This window comes from Kitasatospora sp. NPDC098663, assembly GCF_044760075.1.
GTDB lineage: Bacteria > Actinomycetota > Actinomycetes > Streptomycetales > Streptomycetaceae > Kitasatospora.
The window spans coordinates 1-19,219 of the sequence record NZ_JBIWAP010000033.1; the positions used below are offsets into that span (position 1 = coordinate 1).

A 19,219-nucleotide genomic window follows, 5' to 3' on the forward strand; every position below is an offset into this window, starting at 1 on the left:
GGATCGTCCTCGTACTGGGCGTACTTGGGCGATTCGGGCGTGCGTCCAGGCGGGATGCCCGGCGTCGCGGGCCCGGCAAGATCGGCCGGACAGGGACTAACCCCCGGCGAACCACCGACGGCCCGGCCCCCTCGCACCGAGGGGGCCGGGCCGTTTCGTCGCGGGCCCGTCCGTCCGACGGACGCCGTCACCTCGCGGCGGTCCGACCCGGGCGAACCTCCGTTGATGTTGGTCATGTGCAATGCTATGTACATCGCCACCATCGATCGACGGAGGTATTCGGATGTCCGTGACACAGATCGACATCGATGAAGACGCGCTGGAACGAGCAATGACGCTCGCCGGAGTTCGGACCAAGAAGGACGCCGTCAACCTGGCACTGCGCTTCTACGCCGAGCGGCAGGAACGTGCTGCCCGGATCAGCCGGCATTTCGAGCGGGCTCGGCACTGGGGAGCCGTCGAGGACGCAGAGCGGATGCACCGAGCAGAGAAGGACGCCCGGTGATCTATCTCCTCGACACCTCCGGACTCGTCCGGTTGTTGGGCGAGCCCAAGCTCCTGGCCGTCTGGTACGACGCGATCGACGCAGGGTCGATCGCGTCGTGCTACCCGCAGCGCGCAGAGTTTCTGTACAACGCGCGCAGCGGCCGGGAGTACGACGAGATCACCGAGATGTTCGCCGACCTGTACCCGGACGTCTCGGTACCGAAGAACGCTGGGCGCTGGATCGACACGGTTCAGCGGCGCATGGCCCTCGCCGGGCAGCACCGTAGTGCCTCCGCGGTCGACCTCATGATCGCGGCGACGGCCGCGCACCACGGCCTCACGGTCCTCCACGACGATGCGGACTACCGCACGGTGGCGCGGCACGCCGCCGACCTGAGCGAGCACAGCATCCTCGATCACGAGTGAGCCGGCCCCGTGGTCAGGCAGTGAGCGTCCGGGGCATCGCGGCAGCCGTACGCGCCTCGTCGTAGCGCTCCAGAAGGAGGGTCGCGAGTTCGGGGGCGGGGCCCAGGACGGCGGCGACGGCGTCCGCTCCGGCGGCGGCCTCGGCGATGCGGTCGGGCAGGAGGCCCGGGGCCAGCAGGTAGGGGGAGACGGCGGTGCGGGCGGCGCCCGCGGCGCGCAGGGCGGCCAGGGCGTCGGGCACGCGCGGGCCGGTGGCGGAGGCGTAGGCCACCTCGACGGCGGCCCAGCCGCGGCTGCGGCGCCACCCAGCGGCCACCGCGCGGGTGGCGGCGTCGGCGGCCGGGTCGGAGGAGCCGGCCGCCGCGAGCACCACGCCGGTGCGGGCCCGGACGGCGGCCGAGCGCACGTCCACCCCGGCCTCGGCGAGGCGGCGGTCCAGGGCGGCGAGCAGCAGCGGCGACGGGCCCAGGACGGCGGCGACGGGCAGGGCCGCGCCGGCCGTGCGCAGGGCGGCCGGGACGTCGTGTTTGGCGTGGTAGGCCCGGTTGAGCAGCAGCGGGACGGCCACCGCGTCGTCGAGCCGCCCGACGACCTGCGGGATACGCGGCGCGCAGTGGTCCAGGTAGGCGGTGGCGACGTCCAGCCCGGGGCGCAGCGCCCGCACCTCCTGCACCAGTGCGGCCACGGTCGCGGCGTGCCGCGGGTCGCGGCTGCCGTGGGCGATCAGCAGGAGGGCGGGCATCGGCGTCGGCCTTACTTGACGGCGGCCAGCAGGCCGCGGTTGCGCAGCACCCGGCGTTCGACCGGGGTGAAGACGAGCAGTTCGATGGCGATGCCGACGAACAGGATCAGGATGATGCCGAGCAGCACTCCGGACATGTCGGAGAACTCGCGCTGGTCCTCCAGGAACCGGCCCAGGCCCCGGCCGAGGTCGGGGGAGGAGGCGACGAGTTCGGCGGCCATCAGGGAGCGCCAGGAGAACGCCCAGCCCTGCTTGAGGCCGGCCAGGTAGCCGGGCAGCGCGGCGGGGATCAGCACGTGCCGGGCGCCGGTCAGGCCGGTGGCGCCGATGGTGCGGCCGGCCCGCAGGAACAGCGGCGGCACCTGGTCGATGCCGGCGACCAGGCCGTTGGCGATGGAGGGGACGGCGCCGAGCAGGATCACCGCGTACATCATCTGGTCGTTGATGCCGAGCCAGATGACCGCGGCCGGCACCCAGGCGACCGAGGGCAGCGACTGCAGGCCCTGGAGGACCGGGCCGATGGCGGTGCGCACGGGCCGGACGCGGGCGACGACCAGCCCGATCGGGGTGCCGATGACGACGGCGAGCAGGAAGCCGGACAGGCCGCGCCAGACGCTGGTCCAGATGATCGAGAACAGCGTGCCCTGGTACCAGAGCTCCTGGGCGGAGTGCCACACGTCGGTCGGGCTGGGCAGCTTGTAGGCGGAGGTGAGGTGCAGGCTGTAGGCGCCCTGCCACAGGGCGAGCACGACGAGGACGCCGATCAGCGGCGGCAGGGCCTTGCTCCGCAGCGCCTCGCCGAGCGAGCCGCGCTGGGCGGAGACGGCGTCGAGGGCGTCCAGGCCGGCGCCGACCCCGGCGGTGTCCGTGGCGGCGGCCCGGTCGGCCTTGTCGGTCTTGTCGGCCTTCTCCAGGACCGGGGTGCGGTCAGTGCTGGCCATGGCGACGGATCTCCCCACGCAGTTCTTCGGTGATCTCGATGGACAGGTCGGCGACGCCGGTGGACTCGATGCGGCGCGGTTGCGGCAGGTCGATCCGCCACTCGCGGGCGACCCGGCCGGGGCGGGAGGAGAGCAGGACGACGCGCTGGGCCAGGCGCACGGCCTCGCGCACGTTGTGGGTGACGAACAGGACGGACAGCTGCCGCTCGGCCCAGATCCGGGTGATCTCGTCGTGCAGCACGTCGCGGGTGATGGCGTCGAGCGCGGCGAACGGCTCGTCCATCAGCAGCACCTGGCTGCCCTGGGCGAGCGCGCGGGCCATCGCGACGCGTTGGCGCATGCCGCCGGACAGCTCGTGCACGCGCTTGCCGTACGAGCCCTTGAGGCGGACGAGTTCGAGCAGGCGCTCGGCCTCGGCGCGGCGCTCGGGGCGGGGGACGCCGGCCAGCTTGAGGGCGAGTTCGATGTTGCGGCCGGCGGTGAGCCAGGGGAACAGCGCGTGCTCCTGGAACATCAGCGCGGGGCGGCCGCCCGGGACCTCGATGGCGCCGGCGGTGGGCTGGTCGAGGCCGGCGACCAGGTTGAGCAGGGTGGACTTGCCGCAGCCCGAGGCGCCGAGCAGGGTGACGAACTCGCCGGGGGCGACGTCGAGGGTGATGTCGTCCAGGACGTGGGTCTGCGCGCCCGGGCGGCCGAAGGACTTGTGCACGTGCGAGATCCGGACGGCGGGCGCGGCGCCGCCGGCGTCGGCGCCGGCGGTGTCCGCCGAGGTGGTCAGTGCCGGGGTCATCCGGACACCTCCTGCGTGAGTGGTCTGGCTGAGGGCTGGCGGAGTGGGGGCCGGGGCCCGGCCCCGCCCGTCCCGGTGGGCATCGATCGCGGATCGACCGGGTGGGCGGGGGTCCGGACCGCGGAGCTACTTGGCGCCGAGTCCGGCGTCCGCCACGGGGCCCTGTCCCTTGGCCGCGAGCACCTTGTTGAGCAGGGTGAGGTCGTAGATGCCGTTCAGGTTGGGCTTCTTGAGCAGCCCGGCGGTGACGGCGTGGTCGGCCTCGGCCTGGAGGGTGTTCGCCAGCGGGTCGTCGAGGAAGTCGATGTCGGCCCAGGCCGGGTCGAGGATGGCCGGCTCCAGCGCGTTGCCGGCCTCCTTCTTGATCGCGTCGTTGGCGTCGGCCTTGGCCTTGTCCGGGTTGGCCTTGATGAAGGCGTTGGTGTTCACCGAGCCGCGCAGCACGGCCTCCACCACGTCCGGGTGCTCCTTGAGGAACTTCTGCGAGACGATGATGTTGGTGATCACGAACTTCTTGTCCGGCCAGACGTCCTTCTCGTTGAGCAGGACCTTCGCGCCGAGGGTGACCAGCTTGGAGGCGGTGGGCTCGGGCACCCAGGCGCCGTCGATGGAGCCCTGCCGGTAGGCGTCGGGGGTGACCTTGTTGTCGGTGCGCACCACCGAGACGTCGCCGGCGCCGGACGCCGCGTCGACCTTGTAGCCCTTGCCGGCCAGGTAGTTGAGCAGCGCCACGTCCTGGGTGTTGCCCAGCTGCGGGGTGGCGATCTTCTTGCCCTTGAGGTCGTCCAGCGAGGAGATCTTGTCCGGGTTGACCACCAGCTTGACCCCGCCGGAGGCCGAGCCGCCGATGATCTTCAGGGACTGGCCGTCGGACTTGGTGTAGCCGTTGATCGCGGGGGAGGGGCCGATCCAGCCGATGTCGATGGAGCCGGCGTTGAGCGCCTCGATCTCGGACGGGCCCGCGTTGAAGACCTGGGTCTTGATCTGGGTGGTGCCCAACTCCTTCTGGAACAGCCCCTCCTGGAGGCCGACCAGGGCGGTGCCGTGGGTCAGGTTCGCGAAGTAGCCGATCTTCACGGTGTCCGCGGACAGCTTCGCGCCGGAGGCGCCGGCCGAACCGGCGGCGGAGTCGGCGCCCGGCTTCCTGTCGTCCGCCTTGGAGCCGTAGCTGCACGCCGACAGCAGGGTCACGGCGGTCAGGCCGGCCACCGCGGCCACCGCGGAGCGTCTGATCCGGCCGGCATTGGGGCGGGCGCGGGTATGCGAGGGGGCCAGGTTCGGTGCCATGGTGAAGTCCTGTTCATCGACGGACCGTCAGGAGGCGGTCTCGGGGACGTGGCGGTCGCCCGTCGGGGCGGCCGGGGGTCGCAACTCAGCGCTGTCGGCCCGCACATCGGGTCAGGCCGCCCTGGCCGCTGCCGAGGACGCCGCTGCCGATGCGGCCGCCTTCCTTGTCCATGTCCGAGAACGCCTCGCTGGGCATCAGACCCAGTCCTCCTCAGCGGGTTCGGTGGCGCGTACGGTCGCGAAGGCCTCGCCCGCCATGCCGGCGGTGAGGGTGGTGCCGTCGGCCGGGTCGATCAGCAGGAACGAGCCGGTGCGGCGGTTGTCGGAGTAGGCGTCGAGCGCCAGCGGCTCGGCGGTGCGCAGCACCACGTGGCCGAGGTCGTTGACGTTCAACCCCTCGGCGCCGGAGCGCTGTTCGAGGGTGTCGCCCGCCTTGGTCGGCAGCGCGATGCGGTAGGTGATGTCCTTGACCAGCGCGCGCACGGTGCGGGTGGTGTGCTTGAGCAGGACCTTGTCCCCGGCGCGCAGCGGGCGCTCGTCGAGGTGGCTGACGGTGGCCTCGATGTCCCTGGTGGGCACGGGGATCACGCCGGCCGCGATCAGGTCGCCGCGGGAGACGTCGAGGTCGTCGGCGAGCCGGACGGTGACCGACTGGGGCGCCCAGGCGAGGTCGGTCTCGCGGCCGAGCGCGTCGATCCCGGCGACGGTGGTGGTGTGGCCCGAGGGCAGTACCGTCACCGGGTCGCCGACGCGCAGCACGCCGGAGGCCAACTGCCCGGCGTAGCCGCGGTAGTCGGGGTGCTCCTCGCTCTGCGGGCGGATCACGTACTGGACCGGGAAGCGGGCCGGCTCGGCGCCGGGGTCGCTGCCGACCGGGACGGTCTCCAGGTGCTCCAGCAGGGTCGGGCCGCCGTACCAGTCCATGTGCGCGGACGGCTCGACGACGTTGTCCCCGGCGAGGGCGGAGATCGGCACGGCCACCACGTCGCCCACGCCGAGCGAGGCGGCGTAGGCGGTGAACTCGGCGGCGATGGCGGCGAAGACGGGCTCGGCGTAGTCGACCAGGTCCATCTTGTTGACGGCCAGCACGACGTGCGGCACCCGCAGCAGCGCGGCGACGGCGGCGTGCCGGCGGGTCTGCTCGACGACGCCGTTGCGGGCGTCGACCAGCACCACGGCCAATTCGGCGGTGGAGGCGCCGGTCACCATGTTGCGGGTGTACTGCACGTGCCCGGGGGTGTCGGCGAGGATGAACCGCCGCCGGGGGGTGGCGAAGTAGCGGTAGGCCACGTCGATGGTGATGCCCTGCTCGCGCTCGGCGCGCAGGCCGTCGGTGAGCAGCGCGAGGTCGGGCGCTTCCTGGCCGCGGCCCAGCGAGACGCGTTCGACGGCCTCCAGCTGGTCGGCGAGCACGGACTTGGAGTCGTGCAGCAGGCGGCCGACCAGGGTGGACTTGCCGTCGTCGACGGAGCCGGCGGTGGCGAAGCGCAGCAGCGACGTGGCGGTGGCTTCCTGGGTGGTGCTGGTCATGGTTAGAAGTACCCCTCGCGCTTGCGGTCTTCCATCGCGGCCTCGGACAGCTTGTCGTCGGCGCGGGTGGCGCCGCGCTCGGTGAGGCGGCTGGCGGCGATCTCGGCGATGACGGCCTGGATGTCGGTGGCGTCGGAGTCGACGGCGCCGGTGCAGGACATGTCGCCGACGGTGCGGTAGCGGATCAGCCGCCGCTGGACGGGCTCGTTCTCCTTGGGGCCGCCCCACTCGCCGGCGGTCAGCCACATACCGGCGCGGGCGAAGACGTCCCGCTCGTGGGCGTAGTAGATCTCCGGGAGGTCGATTCCCTCGCGCTCGATGTACTGCCAGACGTCCAGCTCGGTCCAGTTGGAGAGCGGGAAGACGCGCACGTGCTCGCCCACGGCGTGCCGGCCGTTGTAGAGCGACCAGAGTTCGGGGCGCTGGCGGCGCGGGTCCCAGGCGCCGAACTCGTCGCGCAGGGAGAAGACGCGCTCCTTGGCGCGGGCCTTCTCCTCGTCGCGGCGCCCGCCGCCGAAGACGGCGTCGAAGCGGTTCGTCTCGATGGCGTCGAGGAGGGGGACGGTCTGCAGCGGGTTGCGGGTGCCGTCGGGGCGCTCGCGCAGCCGGCCGTCGTCGATGAAGTCCTGGACGTGGGCGACGTGCAGGCGCAGGCCGTGCTCGGCCACGACGCGGTCGCGGTAGGCGATCACCTCGGGGAAGTTGTGGCCGGTGTCGACGTGCAGCAGCGAGAACGGCACGGCGGCCGGGTGGAAGGCCTTGAGCGCCAGGTGCAGCATGACGATGGAGTCCTTGCCGCCGGAGAAGAGGATCACCGGGCGCTCGAACTCCCCCGCGACCTCGCGGAAGACGTGCACCGACTCGGCCTCCAGCGCGTCCAGGTGGGACAGCGCGAAGGGGGTGTCGTCGTGGGTGCGGACCGGGCCGTCGGTCGCGGTGGTCATGCGAGACCCCTCTCGGTCAGGAAGGCGTGCAGCTCGGCGGCGGACTCGGCGACCGCCCGGCCCTGGGTCCGGATCCGCAGCTCCGGCTTCTCCGGCGCCTCGTACGGGTCGTCCACGCCGGTCAGCCCGGCGAGCTCCCCGGCGGCCTGCTTGGCGTACAGGCCCTTGACGTCGCGTTCGGCGCACAGCTCGACCGGGGTGGCGACGTGGACCTCCAGGAACTCGGTGCCGGCCGCCGCGTGCCGCTCGCGCACCGCGGCGCGCGAGTCGGCGAACGGGGCGATCACCGGGGCGAGCACCTTGACGCCGTGGGCGGCCAGCTTCTCGGCGACGAAGCCGATCCGGGTCACGTTGGTGTGCCGGTCCTCGCGGGAGAAGCCGAGGCCCTTGGAGAGGAACTCGCGGATCTCGTCGCCGTCCAGGACCTCGACCTGGTGGCCCTCGGCGCGCAGCCGTCCGGCCAGCGCGAAGGCGAGCGTGGTCTTGCCCGCGCTCGGCAGCCCGGTCAGCCACACGGTGGCGCCGCGCTCGCAGGGGGCGGCCGCGGGGGCCGCCTCCGCGGCTCCGTCGGCGGCCCGGGTGTGAGCTGTCACAGTCTCAAGTCCTTCGTCGGTAGTGGGGGGGGGGTCAGAGGTGGATGCCGCACTCGGTCTTGCCGGAGCCGGACCAGCGCCCGGCCCGGGCGTCCTCGCCCTCGGCGGGCTTGCGGGTGCAGGACAGCGGCGAGCAGCCGATCGAGGTGTAGCCCTCCCACAGCAGCGGGTTGAGCAGCACCCCGTGGGCGGCGACGTAGGCGTCCACGTCCTCCTGCGTCCACCGGGCGATCGGGGCGATCTTGACCTTGCGGCGCCGGGCGTCCCAGGACACCACCGGGGTGTCCGCCCGGCTCGGGGACTCGTCGCGGCGCAGCCCCGTCGCCCAGGCGTCGTAGCCGCCGAGGCCGCGGTTGAGCGGCTCGACCTTGCGCAGCGAGCAGCACAGGTCCGGGTCGCGGTCGTGCAGGTGCGTCCCGTGCTCGGCGTCCTGCTCGGCCACGGTGCGCAGCGGCCTGAGGGTGATGACGTTGACCGGCATGGTCGCGGCCACCGCGTCCCGGGTGCCGATGGTCTCCGGGAAGTGGTAGCCGGTGTCCAGGAACACCACGTCCACTCCGGGGAACACCGAGGAGGCGAGGTGGGCGACGACCGCGTCCTCCATCGAGGAGGTGACGCAGAAGCGGGGGCCGAAGGTGTCGGCGGCCCAGGCCAGGATCTCCCGGGGCGTCGCCTCCTCCAGCTCGCGGCCGGCCCGGACGGCTATCTCCTGGTAGTCAGTCGTCGCGCTGGTCACCGGACGAACCCCCGTCGTTCGCGGTCGAGTTGGCCGAAGTCGCATGGGCCGCAGTCGCAGTCGCGGCCGAGGCGGTCGGGGACAGCAGGCCGAGGAACTTCAGCTGGAAGGCGCGGCGGCACCCGTGGCACTCCCAGGCGCCGTGCCCGGCCTCGGAGGGGCGCAGGTCCTCGTCCCCGCAGTACGGGCAGAAGAACGGCGCGGCGCGTTCGCTCACGACAGCTGCTCCTCGCCGGCCCGGGCCGCCCACTGGGCGAAGCGCTCGCCCTCGGTGCGGTCGGCCTGGTAGCGGGTCAGGACGCGCTCGACGTAGTCGGGCAGGTCGTCCTTGGTGACCTTGAGGCCGCGGACCTTGCGGCCGAACCCGGCCTCCAGGCCGAGCGCGCCGCCCAGGTGCACCTGGTAGCCCTCGACCTGCTCGCCGTTGCCGTCCGGGACGAGCTGGCCCTTGAGGCCGATGTCGGCGACCTGGATGCGGGCGCAGGCGTTCGGGCAGCCGTTGATGTTGATGGTCAGCGGCTCGGCGAAGTCCGGCAGGCGCTTCTCCAGCTCGTCGATGAGCGTGCGGCCGCGCTCCTTGGTCTCGACGATGGCGAGCTTGCAGTACTCGATGCCGGTGCACGCCATGGTGCCGCGGCGGAACGGCGACGGGGTGACCCGCAGGTCCAGCGCTTCCAGGCCGGCCACCACCGAGTCGACCTGGTCCTCGGCGATGTCGAGGACCAGCATCTTCTGTTCGGCGGTGGTGCGAAGCCGGTCGCTGCCGTGCGCGGCGGCGAGGTCGGCGATCCGGCCGAGCAGCCGGCCGTCGACCCGGCCGACGCGCGGCGCGAAGCCGATGTAGTACCGGCCGTCCTTCTGCCGGTGGACGCCGACGTGGTCGCGCCAGCGGCCGCTGGGCTCCTGCGGCGCGGGACCGTCGACCAGCCGGTACCCGAGGTACTCGTCCTCCAGCACCTGGCGGAACTTCTCCACGCCCCAGTCGGCGACCAGGAACTTCAGCCGGGCGCGGTTGCGCAGCCGGCGGTAGCCGTAGTCGCGGAAGATGCCGATGACGCCGCCGTAGACGTCGGCGACCTCGTCCAGCGGGACCCAGGCGCCCAGGCGCACGCCCAGCTTGGGGTTGGTGGACAGCCCGCCGCCGACCCACAGGTCGAAGCCGGGGCCGTGCTCGGGGTGGACCACGCCGACGAAGGCGACGTCGTTGATCTCGTGCGCGACGTCCAGCAGTGGGGAGCCGGAGACGGCGGACTTGAACTTGCGCGGCAGGTTGGAGAAGTCCTTGTTGCCGATGAAGCGCCGCTGGATCTCCTCGATGGCGGGGGTGCCGTCGATGATCTCGTCCTCGGCGATGCCGGCCACCGGGGAGCCGAGGATGACGCGCGGGGTGTCGCCGCAGGCCTCGGTGGTGGACAGGCCGACGGCCTCCAGCTTCTGCCAGATCGCCGGGACGTCCTCGATCCGGATCCAGTGGTACTGGACGTTCTGGCGGTCGGTCAGGTCGGCGGTGTTGCGGGCGTACTGCTCGGAGACCTCGGCGACCGCCTTCAGCTGGGCGACGGTCAGCCGGCCGCCGTCGACCCGCACGCGCAGCATGAAGTACTCGGCGTCGAGCTCGTGCGGCTCCAGGATCGCGGTCTTGCCGCCGTCGATGCCCTCCTTGCGCTGGGTGTACAGGCCCCACCAGCGCATCCGGCCGCGCAGGTCGGCGGGGTCGATCGAGTCGAAGCCCCGGTGCGCGTAGATCGTCTCAATACGTGTCCGTACGTTGAGACCGTCGTCGTCCTTCTTGAACTGCTCGTTGGCGTTCAGCGGGGTGAAGTGGCCCATGCCCCACTGGCCCTCGCCGCGGTGACGGGTCACCTTGCGAGGCGCGGCGGGGCGGCGCGCGGCGGCGCGGTCGGCCGTGGGCTCGGCGGTCTCGGGGGTGGTGGCCATGGTGAAGTCCTTCGGGGCAGATGGCTCTGACGCCGGGTGGGTCGCTGGGGGTACGTGGCGGTGCGGTGCTGCTGTGACCTGCGGGTATTCCCAGGTCCGGGGAGAGCAGTGACCGTGGCCGGCCGGGCGCCCGCGCGTCCGCTCCAGCGGGGACCGCGAGGTGGGTGGCGCCGGGTGCGGTGGTGCGGCGGGGTGGGCTCAGATCGCCGGACAGATGGCGCTGGACACGCGAAGGAGATCGACGTGGAGTCGACCAACTAGGGTGGTTCCGGCGCTCGGCATGGCAAGAGATTGGCACGGCGCGGGACTCGCGGTCCACTAACATCCGAATGGCGGACGCTGAGGTTTCGCTATGTGAGACCACCGGGAATCCCCGCCGCTCCCCGCCCCGACGTCCGTCCACGCGCCCGTACCCCGGGGGAGATCAACCGCGCGGCCCCGGCCCGATACCGTTAGACCCGTGCAAGCAGCAGGCGAGACGAGCAGACCGAACCCCGAACGGCCCTCCCGGCGCCGGGGCAAGGGCTCCCGACGCGCGGCCAAACAGGCCGCCTGGCGCCGCACGGCGTGGGAGCTGGTCAAGGACACCACCAACACCTGCGTCGAGTACCGGGTCACCGGACTCGCCGCCGAGGCGGCCTTCTTCACCCTGCTGTCGATCCCACCGCTGCTCCTCGGCCTGGCCGGCACCCTCGGCTACCTCGACGAGTTCCTCGGCGCCGGCACCATCGACCGGCTCAAGCACGACATCGTCTCGGCCTCCGGGACGGTCCTGTCGGACTCGTCCGTCAAGGAGGTCGTGGTGCCGCTGCTGGACCAGGTCTTCGCCCACTCCCGGCCCGACCTCGTCTCGATCGGCTTCCTGCTGTCGCTGTGGTCCGGCTCCAGAGCGCTCTACATCTTCATCGACACCATCACCGTCATGTACGGGCTCGACGGCAAGCGAGGCATCGTCAAGACCCGGCTGATGTCCCTCGGCCTCTACTTCGGCGCCCTCGTCATCAGCTCCCTGGTGCTGCCGCTGCTGATGGCCGGCCCCGGACTCATCGAGAACGCCGTGCCCGGCGTCGCCGGACTGGTCGGCGCCGCCTACTGGCCGGTCGCCATCGTGCTGCTGATCGTCTCCCTCACCACCCTCTACCACCTGGCCGTCCCCGTCTCCACGCCCTGGCGCGAGGACGTGCCCGGCGCCCTGGTCGCCCTGGTGGTGCTGGTCGTCTGCAGCGTCGCCTTGCGGATCTACCTGGTCAGCTCGGTCGAGGTCCCCTCGGTGTACGGCTCGCTGGCCGCGCCGGTGGCCGTACTGCTGTGGATCTTCGTGGTCGCCCTGGCCGTCCTCATCGGCGCCGCCATGAACGCCGCCATAGACCGCCGCTGGCCCACCCTGGAGACCGCCGACGCCCGCGCCGAGAACGAGCGCGCCCAGGAGGAGGCCGCCGCCGCCGTGGTCCGCGAGGTCGCCGCCCGGCGCGCCGCCGAACGGGCCCGGCGCGCCCGCGAACTCGGCCTCGCCGAAGGCGCCGAGGAGGAGTGGGGCGAGGAGGACGGCGACGACGTCGACGTCCCCGCCGAGTACCCGGAGCGCTGGGCCGACGTCCTGGCCGCCGACAACGTCCGCGGCCGGCTCACCGCCCGTGGCGGGCCCCACCACCGGCCCGGCCCGCCCCCGCCGGACAGCGACCGGCCGTCCGGGCCGCCGCCGGAACGGCGGGCGCCCGACTACCCGCCCCGGCCGCCGTGGGAGCGGCCGTAGCGGCAGGGCTCCGGGCAGGACGACGAACGGCACAGGGCCTCCCCCGCATCCCGCGGGGGAGGCCCTGTGCCGTTCGTCGTCTCCTGACGTCCGGTCGTCGCGTGGCGCCGGTTCGTCGGTTCGCCGGTTGGTCGTTGCCCGGAGGGCGGCCGGCGCAGGGTCAGGCGGTCGCCGGGTCGGGCGGGAAGGGGTACTGCGGGGCCGGGTGGTACCCGTACGGGGACTGCTCGGCCGGGGGGTGCGGGGCGGCCGGGTTGACCTCGGTCCGGTCCGGATCCGGGCCCGGGGCGGCCGGGCGTGGGATCGTCAGCTCCGGGGCCGTCGGGTTCGGGCCGCTCGGCGCGGTCGGGCTCGGGTTCTGGCTCGGGTTCCGGCTCGGATCCATCGCGGCCGGACCGCCCGGGGCCGCCGACCGGCCCGCCGGCCCGGCCTGCGCCGGGAGCGGATCGGGGCTCGGCGGCGCCGGCTCCAGCGCCGTGCGCCCGGCCGAGTCGCTCAGCTTGATCAGCAGCGCCACGATCAGCCAGTTCGCCAGCAGCGACGAGCCGCCCGCCGCCAGGAACGGCAGCGCCTTGCCGGTCAGCGGCACCAGCCCGCTCACCCCGCCGACCACCACGAACACCTGCAGCGCCAGCGCCGTCGACAACCCCGTCGCCAGCAGCTTGCCGAACGGGTCGGTCAGCCCGACCGCCGTCCGCAGCCCGCGCTGGACCAGCAGCAGGTACACCAGCAGCACCGCCGTCACCCCGGCCAGGCCCAGCTCCTCGCCGATCGTGGTGAAGACGAAGTCGCTGCGCCCGGCGAAGCCGATCAGCCACGGTCGCCCCGAGCCCAGGCCCGTCCCGGTCAGGTGCCCGGTGCCCAGGCTGAACAGCGCCTCGGCGGGCTGGTCGGAGATGATCGCCGGGTCGTGGTGCTCCTTGTAGATGTCGAGCGGGTGCAGCCAGGCCTCGACGCGCCCGTGCACGTGCGGCTCCACGGTGCCGACCACGGCCGCGCCGCCGACCGCCATCAGCAGGCCGAGCACCACCCAGCTGGTCCGCTCGGTCGCCGCGTACAGCATCACGACGAAGACGCCGAAGAAGATCAGCGAGGTGCCGAGGTCGCGCTCGAAGACCAGCACCAGCAGGCTGACCACCCAGATCGCCAGCACCGGGCCGACGTGCCGCCCGCGCGGCAGGGTCATCCCCCAGATCTTCCGGCCGGCCAGCGCGAGCGCGTCCCGGGAGGCCATCAGGTACCCGGCGAAGAAGATCGTGATCGCGACCTTCACGAACTCGTCCGGCTCGAAGGAGAGCCCGAACAGGCGGATCCAGCGCTTGGCGCCGAAGTCCTCCGGCCGGCCCGGGAAGAACGCGGGCGCCGCCAGCAGGACCAGCGCCCCCGTCATCAGCAGGTACACGTACCGCTGGAAGAACCGGTGGTGCTTGATCAGGGCGATCAGCGCGATCGCCACCGCGACCGAGACGAACACCCACATCAGCTGCGAGGGCGCGGCCGGAAGCTTCTGGTAGTCGCCCTTCCTGGCGTGCGCCGCCGCGTAGGAGATGTCCAGCCGGTCCAGCAGCATCAGCCCGAAGCCGGTCAGGAAGACGCCCAGCGGCAGGATCAGCGGATCCGCGTACGGGGCGAACCGCCGCACCGACAGGTGCGCCACCCCGGCCAGGCCGCCCAGCGCCAGGCCGTGGACCAGCAGCCCGGGCGGCATCTTGCCGGTCAGTGCCAGATCGGCGTCGATGTGCCCCGCCAGACAGACGGCCACCGCGAGCGCCAGCAGGCCCAGCTCGATGTTGCGGTGGCGCGCCGCCAGCCGGCGGCCCTCGCCGCGTGCAGTGCTTTGCACCCTTGTCGTCCCCTTGTCATCACCCGCGTGGCCGGTATCGCCGACGGTGCATCCTGCCAGACGAACACAGCCCCGCGCCGGTTGCGGTCCGGGGGCCGTCGAGGCCGGAACTTTGCCTGGGCAAAGCTTTTCCCGGGCCCGGTAAAGCTTTGTCCAGGTGCAGGTATAGAGGCGGGCCCCGGGCGCGGCGGGCCCCGGCCGGGAGGCCATCATGGCCGGGCGCCGCGGTCCGGTCCGCGGCGCCCGACGGACCGCCGGACGGCGCCGGCGGCGGCAGCGCGCGAACGAGGTGGGCGGACGGATGGACGGCGCGGTGCGAGTGCTCGCCTACAGCGGACCACCGCCCTGGCAGTGGTCCGACCTGGCCACCTCGTGGACGGCCGAACCGCTGGTGCTCGCCCTCTCCGTGCTGCTCGGCGGCTGGTACCTGGCCGCGGTGCGCACCGTCCACCGGGCGGGCGGCGAGCGCTGGCAGCCGTCCCGCACCGCCGCCTTCCTGGGCGGGCTGCTGCTGTGGATCTGGTGCACCTGCTCCGGCCTCGGCGTGTACGAGCGGATCCTGTTCACCGACCGGGCCGTCCAGGTCGTGCTGCTGCTGATGCTCGTCCCGCTGCTGCTCGCCCTCGGCGCGCCGGTCTCGCTGCTGGTCGCGGCCGCGCCGCCGGCCCGGCGCGAGCGCATCCTGCGGGCGCTGCGCAGCCGGCCGTCCAAGGTGCTGATGTTCCCGGCCGTCTCCACCGCGCTGCTGATGGCCCCGCCGTGGCTGCTCTACTTCACGCCCTGGTACGAGGAGTCGGTGTCCAGCGCGTTCGGCAACGTGCTGCTGCACCTGGCGCTGGTGCTGCTCGGGCTGGCGTACTTCTGGCCGCGGCTGCAGATCGACCCGGTCGGGCGCGAGTACCCGCACCTGGTCGGGCTGTTCATCACCTTCGCCGAGGTGATCTTCGACGCGGGGCTCGGGCTGGTGCTGATCTACGGCGGCCACCTGGTCGCCGAGCACTACTACGTGGCGCTCGGGCGGCCGTGGGGGCCGAGCCTGGCGCAGGACCAGACCTGGGGCGGCAACATGCTCTGGGTGCTGGGCGACCTGGTCGGGCTGCCGTTCCTGGCCGCGCTGGTACGGCGGATGGTGGTGCAGGGGCGGGAGGAGATCAAGGCGGTGGACGCCGAACTCGACGCCCGTTTCGAGGAGGCCGCGGCGCAGGCGCAGGCGGCGGGGCTGCCGGCCGAGGAGGAGGCCGGGATGCGGCCCTGGTGGCTGGACGACCCGAACCTCAAGCACCGGTACGGCGGGTAGTCGGCTCCGGAGGGTTCCCGGGCGCGGCGAGCCCGCACTTTTGTGGGTCCAATGTTGGCCCCTTGTAGCTCCCTTCACCGCGTTTCCGCAGGTCAAAAACCAGTTGGCCCCGCCACCCCGACCAGCTAGCGTTTCTCCCGTCCAGATCGGGGGCCTTCACGGCCGCCCGAGGAGTAGAGAGCAGGAGGTGAACCCCGTGGTCGTTGTCGCCCCGATAGCTGCCTTGGGCAGCACTCGCGTTCACCTCCTCTTCCCGGCCGCCGGCTGACCCTTTCCGCGTCAGCCGCAGCCCGCCGGGATCATCTCCTCCCGAAGGGCCCACCGCGTTGTTCAACGCTGCCTCCACTTCGTCGTTCTCCTCCACCCCCTCTGGCTCCCTCTCCGACGAGCTGCCGCTCTCCGGCTACGGCTGGACGCCCGAGCTCGCCGAACTCTTCACCCCACTCGCCGAGGCCGGGCTGATCCCGGCCCGGATCGTCCGGGTCGACCGCGGCCAGTGCGACGCCGTGCTCGCCGATCCGGAGACGGGCGAGCCGCGCACCGTCCGGCTCGACACGCGCCCGGTCGGCGACGCCGACATGATCAACTGCCCGTGCACCGGCGACTGGGCCGCCGTGGACCTCCACGCCCGGCCGATGGCCGCCGTCACCGCACTGCTGCCCCGCTCGACCGCGATCATCCGCAAGGTGGCCGGCAAGCGCTCCGACGGCCAGGTGCTCGCCGCCAACGTCGACACCGTCCTGATCGCCGCCTCGCTCGCCGCCGATCCGGACCTCGGTCGGATAGAGCGCTTCCTCGCCCTGGCCTGGGAGTCCGGCGCCGACCCCCTGGTCGTCCTCACCAAGGCCGACCTGGTGGACGACGCCGAGTTCATCCGCGCCGACGTCGAGGCGGTCGCGCCCGGCGTGACCGTGCTCGTGGTCAGCGCCGGGACGGGCGAGGGCATGGACGTGCTGCGCGCCTGCACGCCCGGCACCACGGCCGTGATCGGCCAGTCCGGCGTCGGCAAGTCCACGCTCACCAACGCGCTCGCCGGCGTCACGGCGATGGCCGTCCAGGAGGCCCGCTCGGTCGACCAGAAGGGCCGCCACACCACGACCACCCGTGAACTGATCCCGCTGCCCGGCGGGGGTGTGCTCATCGACACCCCCGGGCTGCGCGAGGTCGGCCTCTACGGTGGCGAGGGCGTGGACCTGGCCTTCGCCGACATCGCCGGACTGGCCGAGGAGTGCCGCTTCCACGACTGCGGACACCACACCGAGCCCGGGTGCGCGGTGCAGGCGGCGCTCGCCGACGGCACCCTGCCGCAGCGTCGGATGGACAGCTACCTCAAGCTCCAGCGCGAGAACGAGTGGATCGCCTCCCGCTCGGACGCCCGACTGGCCTCGGCCCGGGCGAAGAAGTGGAAGTCGCTCTCCAAGTCGGTGCGCGCCGCGGGAGGCCCCGTGAAGCGTTGACCAGGAGCTGACCAGGAAAGCCGACGAGGACATCAGGAGGCCGGGCGGGCCGGCAGCCGGAAGTGCCTCAGGGCCACCGGGGTGGCGTCGTCCACGGTGAAACCCGGGTCACCGTGGGCGGCGAGCCGCCCTGGCCGGTGGGCGGACCGCGAGCAACGCGTGCGTGCGCTGAGTGCTGAGGCGCGCTCTTCCGCCGGCGTGGGTCCCCTTATGCGGGCCCTCTGGATGGGTCCCGGTGTGGGCCCACACCGCGCCGGTGCCCGGTGTGGGCCCACACCGCGCCGGTGCCCGGGATGGGTGGGTGGAGGTGGCTGGAGGGTGGGGGGGAGGGGGGGAGGGGGGAGGGCCCCCAACGGCCATGTCCGATTCCCGCCAGTCACCCCCCTCCCAGTGCCGCAGACTGGACAGCGTGATCGACGACGACATCCGGTACCGAGCCGTGGACAGCCGCGACGCCCGCTTCGACGGCGTCTTCTTCACGGCCGTCACCTCCACCGGCATCTACTGCCGACCGAGCTGCCCCGCCGTGACCCCCAAGCGCGTGAACTGCGTCTTCTACCCCAGCGCCGCGGCCGCCCAGGGCGCAGGCTTCCGCGCCTGCCGCCGCTGCCGCCCCGACTCCGTGCCGGGCTCCCCGGAGTGGAACCACCGGGCCGACCTGGTCGGTCGCGCGATGCGCCTGATCGGCGACGGCGTGGTGGACCGCGAGGGCGTCGCGGGTCTGGCCAGCCGCCTCGGCTACAGCTCCCGCCAGCTCCAGCGCCAGCTCATCGCCGAGCTGGGCGCCGGCCCGATCGCGCTGGCCCGCGCCCGCCGTGCCCAGACCGCCCGCCTGCTGCTGCAGACGACCGAACTCCCGGTCACCGACATCGCGTTCGCCGCCGGCTTCGCCTCGGTGCGGCAGTTCAACGACACCGTCCGCGAGGTCTACGACCGCACCCCCAGCGGTCTGCGCGCCGAGGTCGTGGCCGGCCGCCGCGTCGCGACCCCGGCCGGCGGCCTCACTCTGCGCCTGGCCTACCGCGGCGCGCTCGACAGCGACCACCTGATCGACTTCCTCGCCCTGCGCGCCGTCCCCGGCGTGGAGGAGGTCGTCCCCGGTCCGCGCGCAGGCGTCCGCACCTACCGGCGCACCCTCGCGCTCCCGTACGGGCACGGCATCGCCGAGGTCGACGGGCTGGCGCCGGGCGAGCCGCGCACCCGCGGCTGGCTCGACTGCCGCCTGCTGCTCGCGGACCTGCGCGACCTCCCGACCGCCGTCCAGCGCCTGCGCGGCCTGTTCGACCTGGACGCGGACCCGGACGCGGTCGACGAGCAGCTCGGCACCGACCCCGTGCTCGGCCCCCTGGTCCGGGAGCGCCCCGGCCTGCGCTCGCCCGGCCACGTGGACCCGCACGAGCTGGCCGTCCGCGCCGTGCTCGGCCAGCAGATCACGGTCAGCGCCGCCCGTACGCTGGCGGGCCGGCTGACCGAGAAGTACGGTGCCGCGCTGCCCGAGCCGAGCGGCGGCCTGCGGCTGCTGTTCCCGACGGCGGCGGTGCTGGCCACCGCCGACCCGGAGGACTTCGCGATGCCCGCGGCCCGCCGCCGCGCCCTCACCGGCCTGTGCGCGGCCCTGGCCGAGGGGGCGGTGCGACTCGACGGCGGGGTGGACCGGGAGGAGTCCGCGGCCCGGCTGCTGGCCCTGCCCGGCATCGGCCCCTGGACCGTCGGCTACCTGAGGATGCGGGCCCTCGCCGACCCCGACGTCTTCCTCCCGGGCGACGTGGGCGTCAGGCACGGCCTCGTCCGGCTCGGCGCCCCCGGCGACCCGAAGAACGCCGCCCGCGCGGCCGAGGCGTGGGCCCCGTGGCGCTCCTACGCCGTGCACCGGCTGTGGGCCGGGCCCGCGAGCGCCAGCACTGGAACGGAGAAGGCAGAGGCATGAGTACCACCGTCTACACCACCATGGAGAGCCCGTTCGGCCGGCTGCTGCTGTCCGGTGTCCTGCCCGAGGGCGGCGGCGCGGCGGCGCTGGCCACCGTCACCGCGCCCGGGCAGAAGTACGCGCTGGCCGAGCCCGCCGACGACTGGGTCCTCGACCCGGAGGCGCTCGCCGAGCCGGTCGCCCAGCTGACGGCCTACTTCGCGGGCGAGCGCACCTCCTTCGACCTTCCGCTCGCCCCGGTGGGCACCGAGTTCCGCCGGCGGATCTGGGCCGTCCTGGACGAGATCCCGTACGGCGAGACCGTCACCTACGGCCGACTCGCCGAGCTGGCGGGGGAGTCGCCGCGCGCGGTGCGGGCGGTCGGCGGCGCGGTGGGTGCCAATCCGCTGCTCATCGTCCGCCCCTGCCACCGCGTCATGGGCGCCAACGGTTCGCTGACCGGCTTCGCGGCGGGCGTGGACCGCAAGCGCCGGCTGCTGGAGCTGGAGAGCGGCACACTGTTCTGACGCGCCCGCCCGGGCGGCGGCGC

The 19,219-nt window shown here is 73.2% G+C and carries 19 protein-coding genes; 7 read left to right on the forward strand and 12 right to left on the reverse strand.

Annotation, left to right across the window (positions count from 1 at the left end; translation table 11 throughout):
• Positions 1-283: 283 nt before the first annotated feature.
• Positions 284-505 (forward strand): type II toxin-antitoxin system VapB family antitoxin, encoded by a 222-nt coding sequence (locus tag ACIQVZ_RS29765; protein ID WP_363618990.1) that lies wholly within the window; start codon positions 284-286, stop codon positions 503-505.
• Positions 502-912 carry a PIN domain-containing protein gene (locus ACIQVZ_RS29770; RefSeq protein WP_371516507.1) on the forward strand — a complete coding sequence of 137 codons (411 nt, stop codon included), beginning with the start codon at positions 502-504 and terminating at the stop codon, positions 910-912. The genes ACIQVZ_RS29765 and ACIQVZ_RS29770 overlap by 4 nt, the downstream gene beginning before the upstream one ends.
• 13 nt (positions 913-925) lie before the next feature.
• Here the strand turns inward: ACIQVZ_RS29770 and ACIQVZ_RS29775 are convergent, their stop codons facing one another.
• The 11 genes from ACIQVZ_RS29775 to ACIQVZ_RS29825 form a co-directional block, all read right to left on the reverse strand.
• A complete protein-coding gene (locus ACIQVZ_RS29775; protein ID WP_402454101.1) occupies positions 926-1,654 on the reverse strand; it encodes a sirohydrochlorin chelatase in 729 nt (242 codons plus the stop codon).
• Positions 1,655-1,665: 11 nt separating this feature from the next.
• Positions 1,666-2,595, reverse strand: coding sequence for an ABC transporter permease (locus tag ACIQVZ_RS29780; RefSeq protein ID WP_402454102.1), 930 nt, complete (start codon positions 2,593-2,595; stop codon positions 1,666-1,668).
• Complete coding sequence (locus tag ACIQVZ_RS29785) at positions 2,582-3,385, reverse strand: ABC transporter ATP-binding protein (protein ID WP_350881622.1); 804 nt, start codon at positions 3,383-3,385, stop codon at positions 2,582-2,584. The genes ACIQVZ_RS29780 and ACIQVZ_RS29785 overlap by 14 nt, the downstream gene beginning before the upstream one ends.
• A 126-nt stretch (positions 3,386-3,511) precedes the next feature.
• Positions 3,512-4,672: an aliphatic sulfonate ABC transporter substrate-binding protein gene (locus ACIQVZ_RS29790; RefSeq protein ID WP_402454103.1), complete on the reverse strand. Its 1,161-nt coding sequence runs from the start codon at positions 4,670-4,672 to the stop codon at positions 3,512-3,514.
• 195 nt (positions 4,673-4,867) lie between these two features.
• On the reverse strand, positions 4,868-6,202 hold the full coding sequence (locus tag ACIQVZ_RS29795) for a GTP-binding protein (RefSeq protein WP_350881618.1): 1,335 nt from the start codon (positions 6,200-6,202) through the stop codon (positions 4,868-4,870).
• A gap of 2 nt (positions 6,203-6,204) precedes the next feature.
• A complete protein-coding gene (gene cysD / locus ACIQVZ_RS29800) occupies positions 6,205-7,146 on the reverse strand; it encodes a sulfate adenylyltransferase subunit CysD (RefSeq protein ID WP_350881616.1) in 942 nt (313 codons plus the stop codon).
• Positions 7,143-7,739, reverse strand: a complete 597-nt coding sequence (gene cysC / locus ACIQVZ_RS29805; RefSeq protein ID WP_402454106.1) for an adenylyl-sulfate kinase — start codon at positions 7,737-7,739, stop codon at positions 7,143-7,145. Before cysC ends, cysD begins: the two co-directional genes overlap by 4 nt.
• Positions 7,740-7,773: 34 nt before the next feature.
• Entirely contained in the window at positions 7,774-8,475 is a 702-nt protein-coding gene (locus tag ACIQVZ_RS29810) for a phosphoadenylyl-sulfate reductase (RefSeq protein ID WP_402454108.1), read from the reverse strand.
• A complete protein-coding gene (locus tag ACIQVZ_RS29815) occupies positions 8,456-8,692 on the reverse strand; it encodes a hypothetical protein (RefSeq protein WP_402454110.1) in 237 nt (78 codons plus the stop codon). The genes ACIQVZ_RS29810 and ACIQVZ_RS29815 overlap by 20 nt, the downstream gene beginning before the upstream one ends.
• Positions 8,689-10,413, reverse strand: coding sequence for a nitrite/sulfite reductase (locus ACIQVZ_RS29820; RefSeq protein ID WP_402454112.1), 1,725 nt, complete (start codon positions 10,411-10,413; stop codon positions 8,689-8,691). The genes ACIQVZ_RS29815 and ACIQVZ_RS29820 overlap by 4 nt, the downstream gene beginning before the upstream one ends.
• 198 nt (positions 10,414-10,611) lie before the next feature.
• On the reverse strand, positions 10,612-10,695 hold the full coding sequence (locus ACIQVZ_RS29825) for a putative leader peptide (RefSeq protein WP_347878562.1): 84 nt from the start codon (positions 10,693-10,695) through the stop codon (positions 10,612-10,614).
• Positions 10,696-10,873: 178 nt separating this feature from the next.
• Here ACIQVZ_RS29825 and ACIQVZ_RS29830 point away from each other — a divergent pair, with 178 nt between their 5' ends.
• Complete coding sequence (locus tag ACIQVZ_RS29830; RefSeq protein WP_350881606.1) at positions 10,874-12,166, forward strand: YihY/virulence factor BrkB family protein; 1,293 nt, start codon at positions 10,874-10,876, stop codon at positions 12,164-12,166.
• Positions 12,167-12,326: 160 nt separating this feature from the next.
• Here ACIQVZ_RS29830 and ACIQVZ_RS29835 read toward each other — a convergent pair whose 3' ends face one another.
• Positions 12,327-14,009 (reverse strand): FtsW/RodA/SpoVE family cell cycle protein, encoded by a 1,683-nt coding sequence (locus ACIQVZ_RS29835; RefSeq protein WP_402454113.1) that lies wholly within the window; start codon positions 14,007-14,009, stop codon positions 12,327-12,329.
• A 211-nt stretch (positions 14,010-14,220) separates the two neighbouring features.
• On the opposite strand from ACIQVZ_RS29835, the gene ACIQVZ_RS29840 reads away from it, so the two are divergent.
• The 4 genes from ACIQVZ_RS29840 to ACIQVZ_RS29855 all read left to right on the forward strand — a co-directional run bounded on the left by ACIQVZ_RS29840 (position 14,221) and on the right by ACIQVZ_RS29855 (position 19,196).
• Positions 14,221-15,306: a cytochrome c oxidase assembly protein gene (locus ACIQVZ_RS29840; RefSeq protein WP_402454114.1), complete on the forward strand. Its 1,086-nt coding sequence runs from the start codon at positions 14,221-14,223 to the stop codon at positions 15,304-15,306.
• Positions 15,307-15,632: 326 nt separating this feature from the next.
• Complete coding sequence (rsgA, locus tag ACIQVZ_RS29845; RefSeq protein WP_402454117.1) at positions 15,633-16,763, forward strand: ribosome small subunit-dependent GTPase A; 1,131 nt, start codon at positions 15,633-15,635, stop codon at positions 16,761-16,763.
• 358 nt (positions 16,764-17,121) lie between these two features.
• A complete protein-coding gene (locus ACIQVZ_RS29850) occupies positions 17,122-18,690 on the forward strand; it encodes a DNA-3-methyladenine glycosylase 2 family protein (RefSeq protein WP_402454119.1) in 1,569 nt (522 codons plus the stop codon).
• The gene (locus ACIQVZ_RS29855; protein WP_350881598.1) at positions 18,687-19,196 is read left to right on the forward strand and encodes a methylated-DNA--[protein]-cysteine S-methyltransferase; all 510 of its coding nucleotides are present in this window, start codon (positions 18,687-18,689) and stop codon (positions 19,194-19,196) included. Before ACIQVZ_RS29850 ends, ACIQVZ_RS29855 begins: the two co-directional genes overlap by 4 nt.
• The last annotated feature ends 23 nt before the right edge of the window (positions 19,197-19,219 follow it).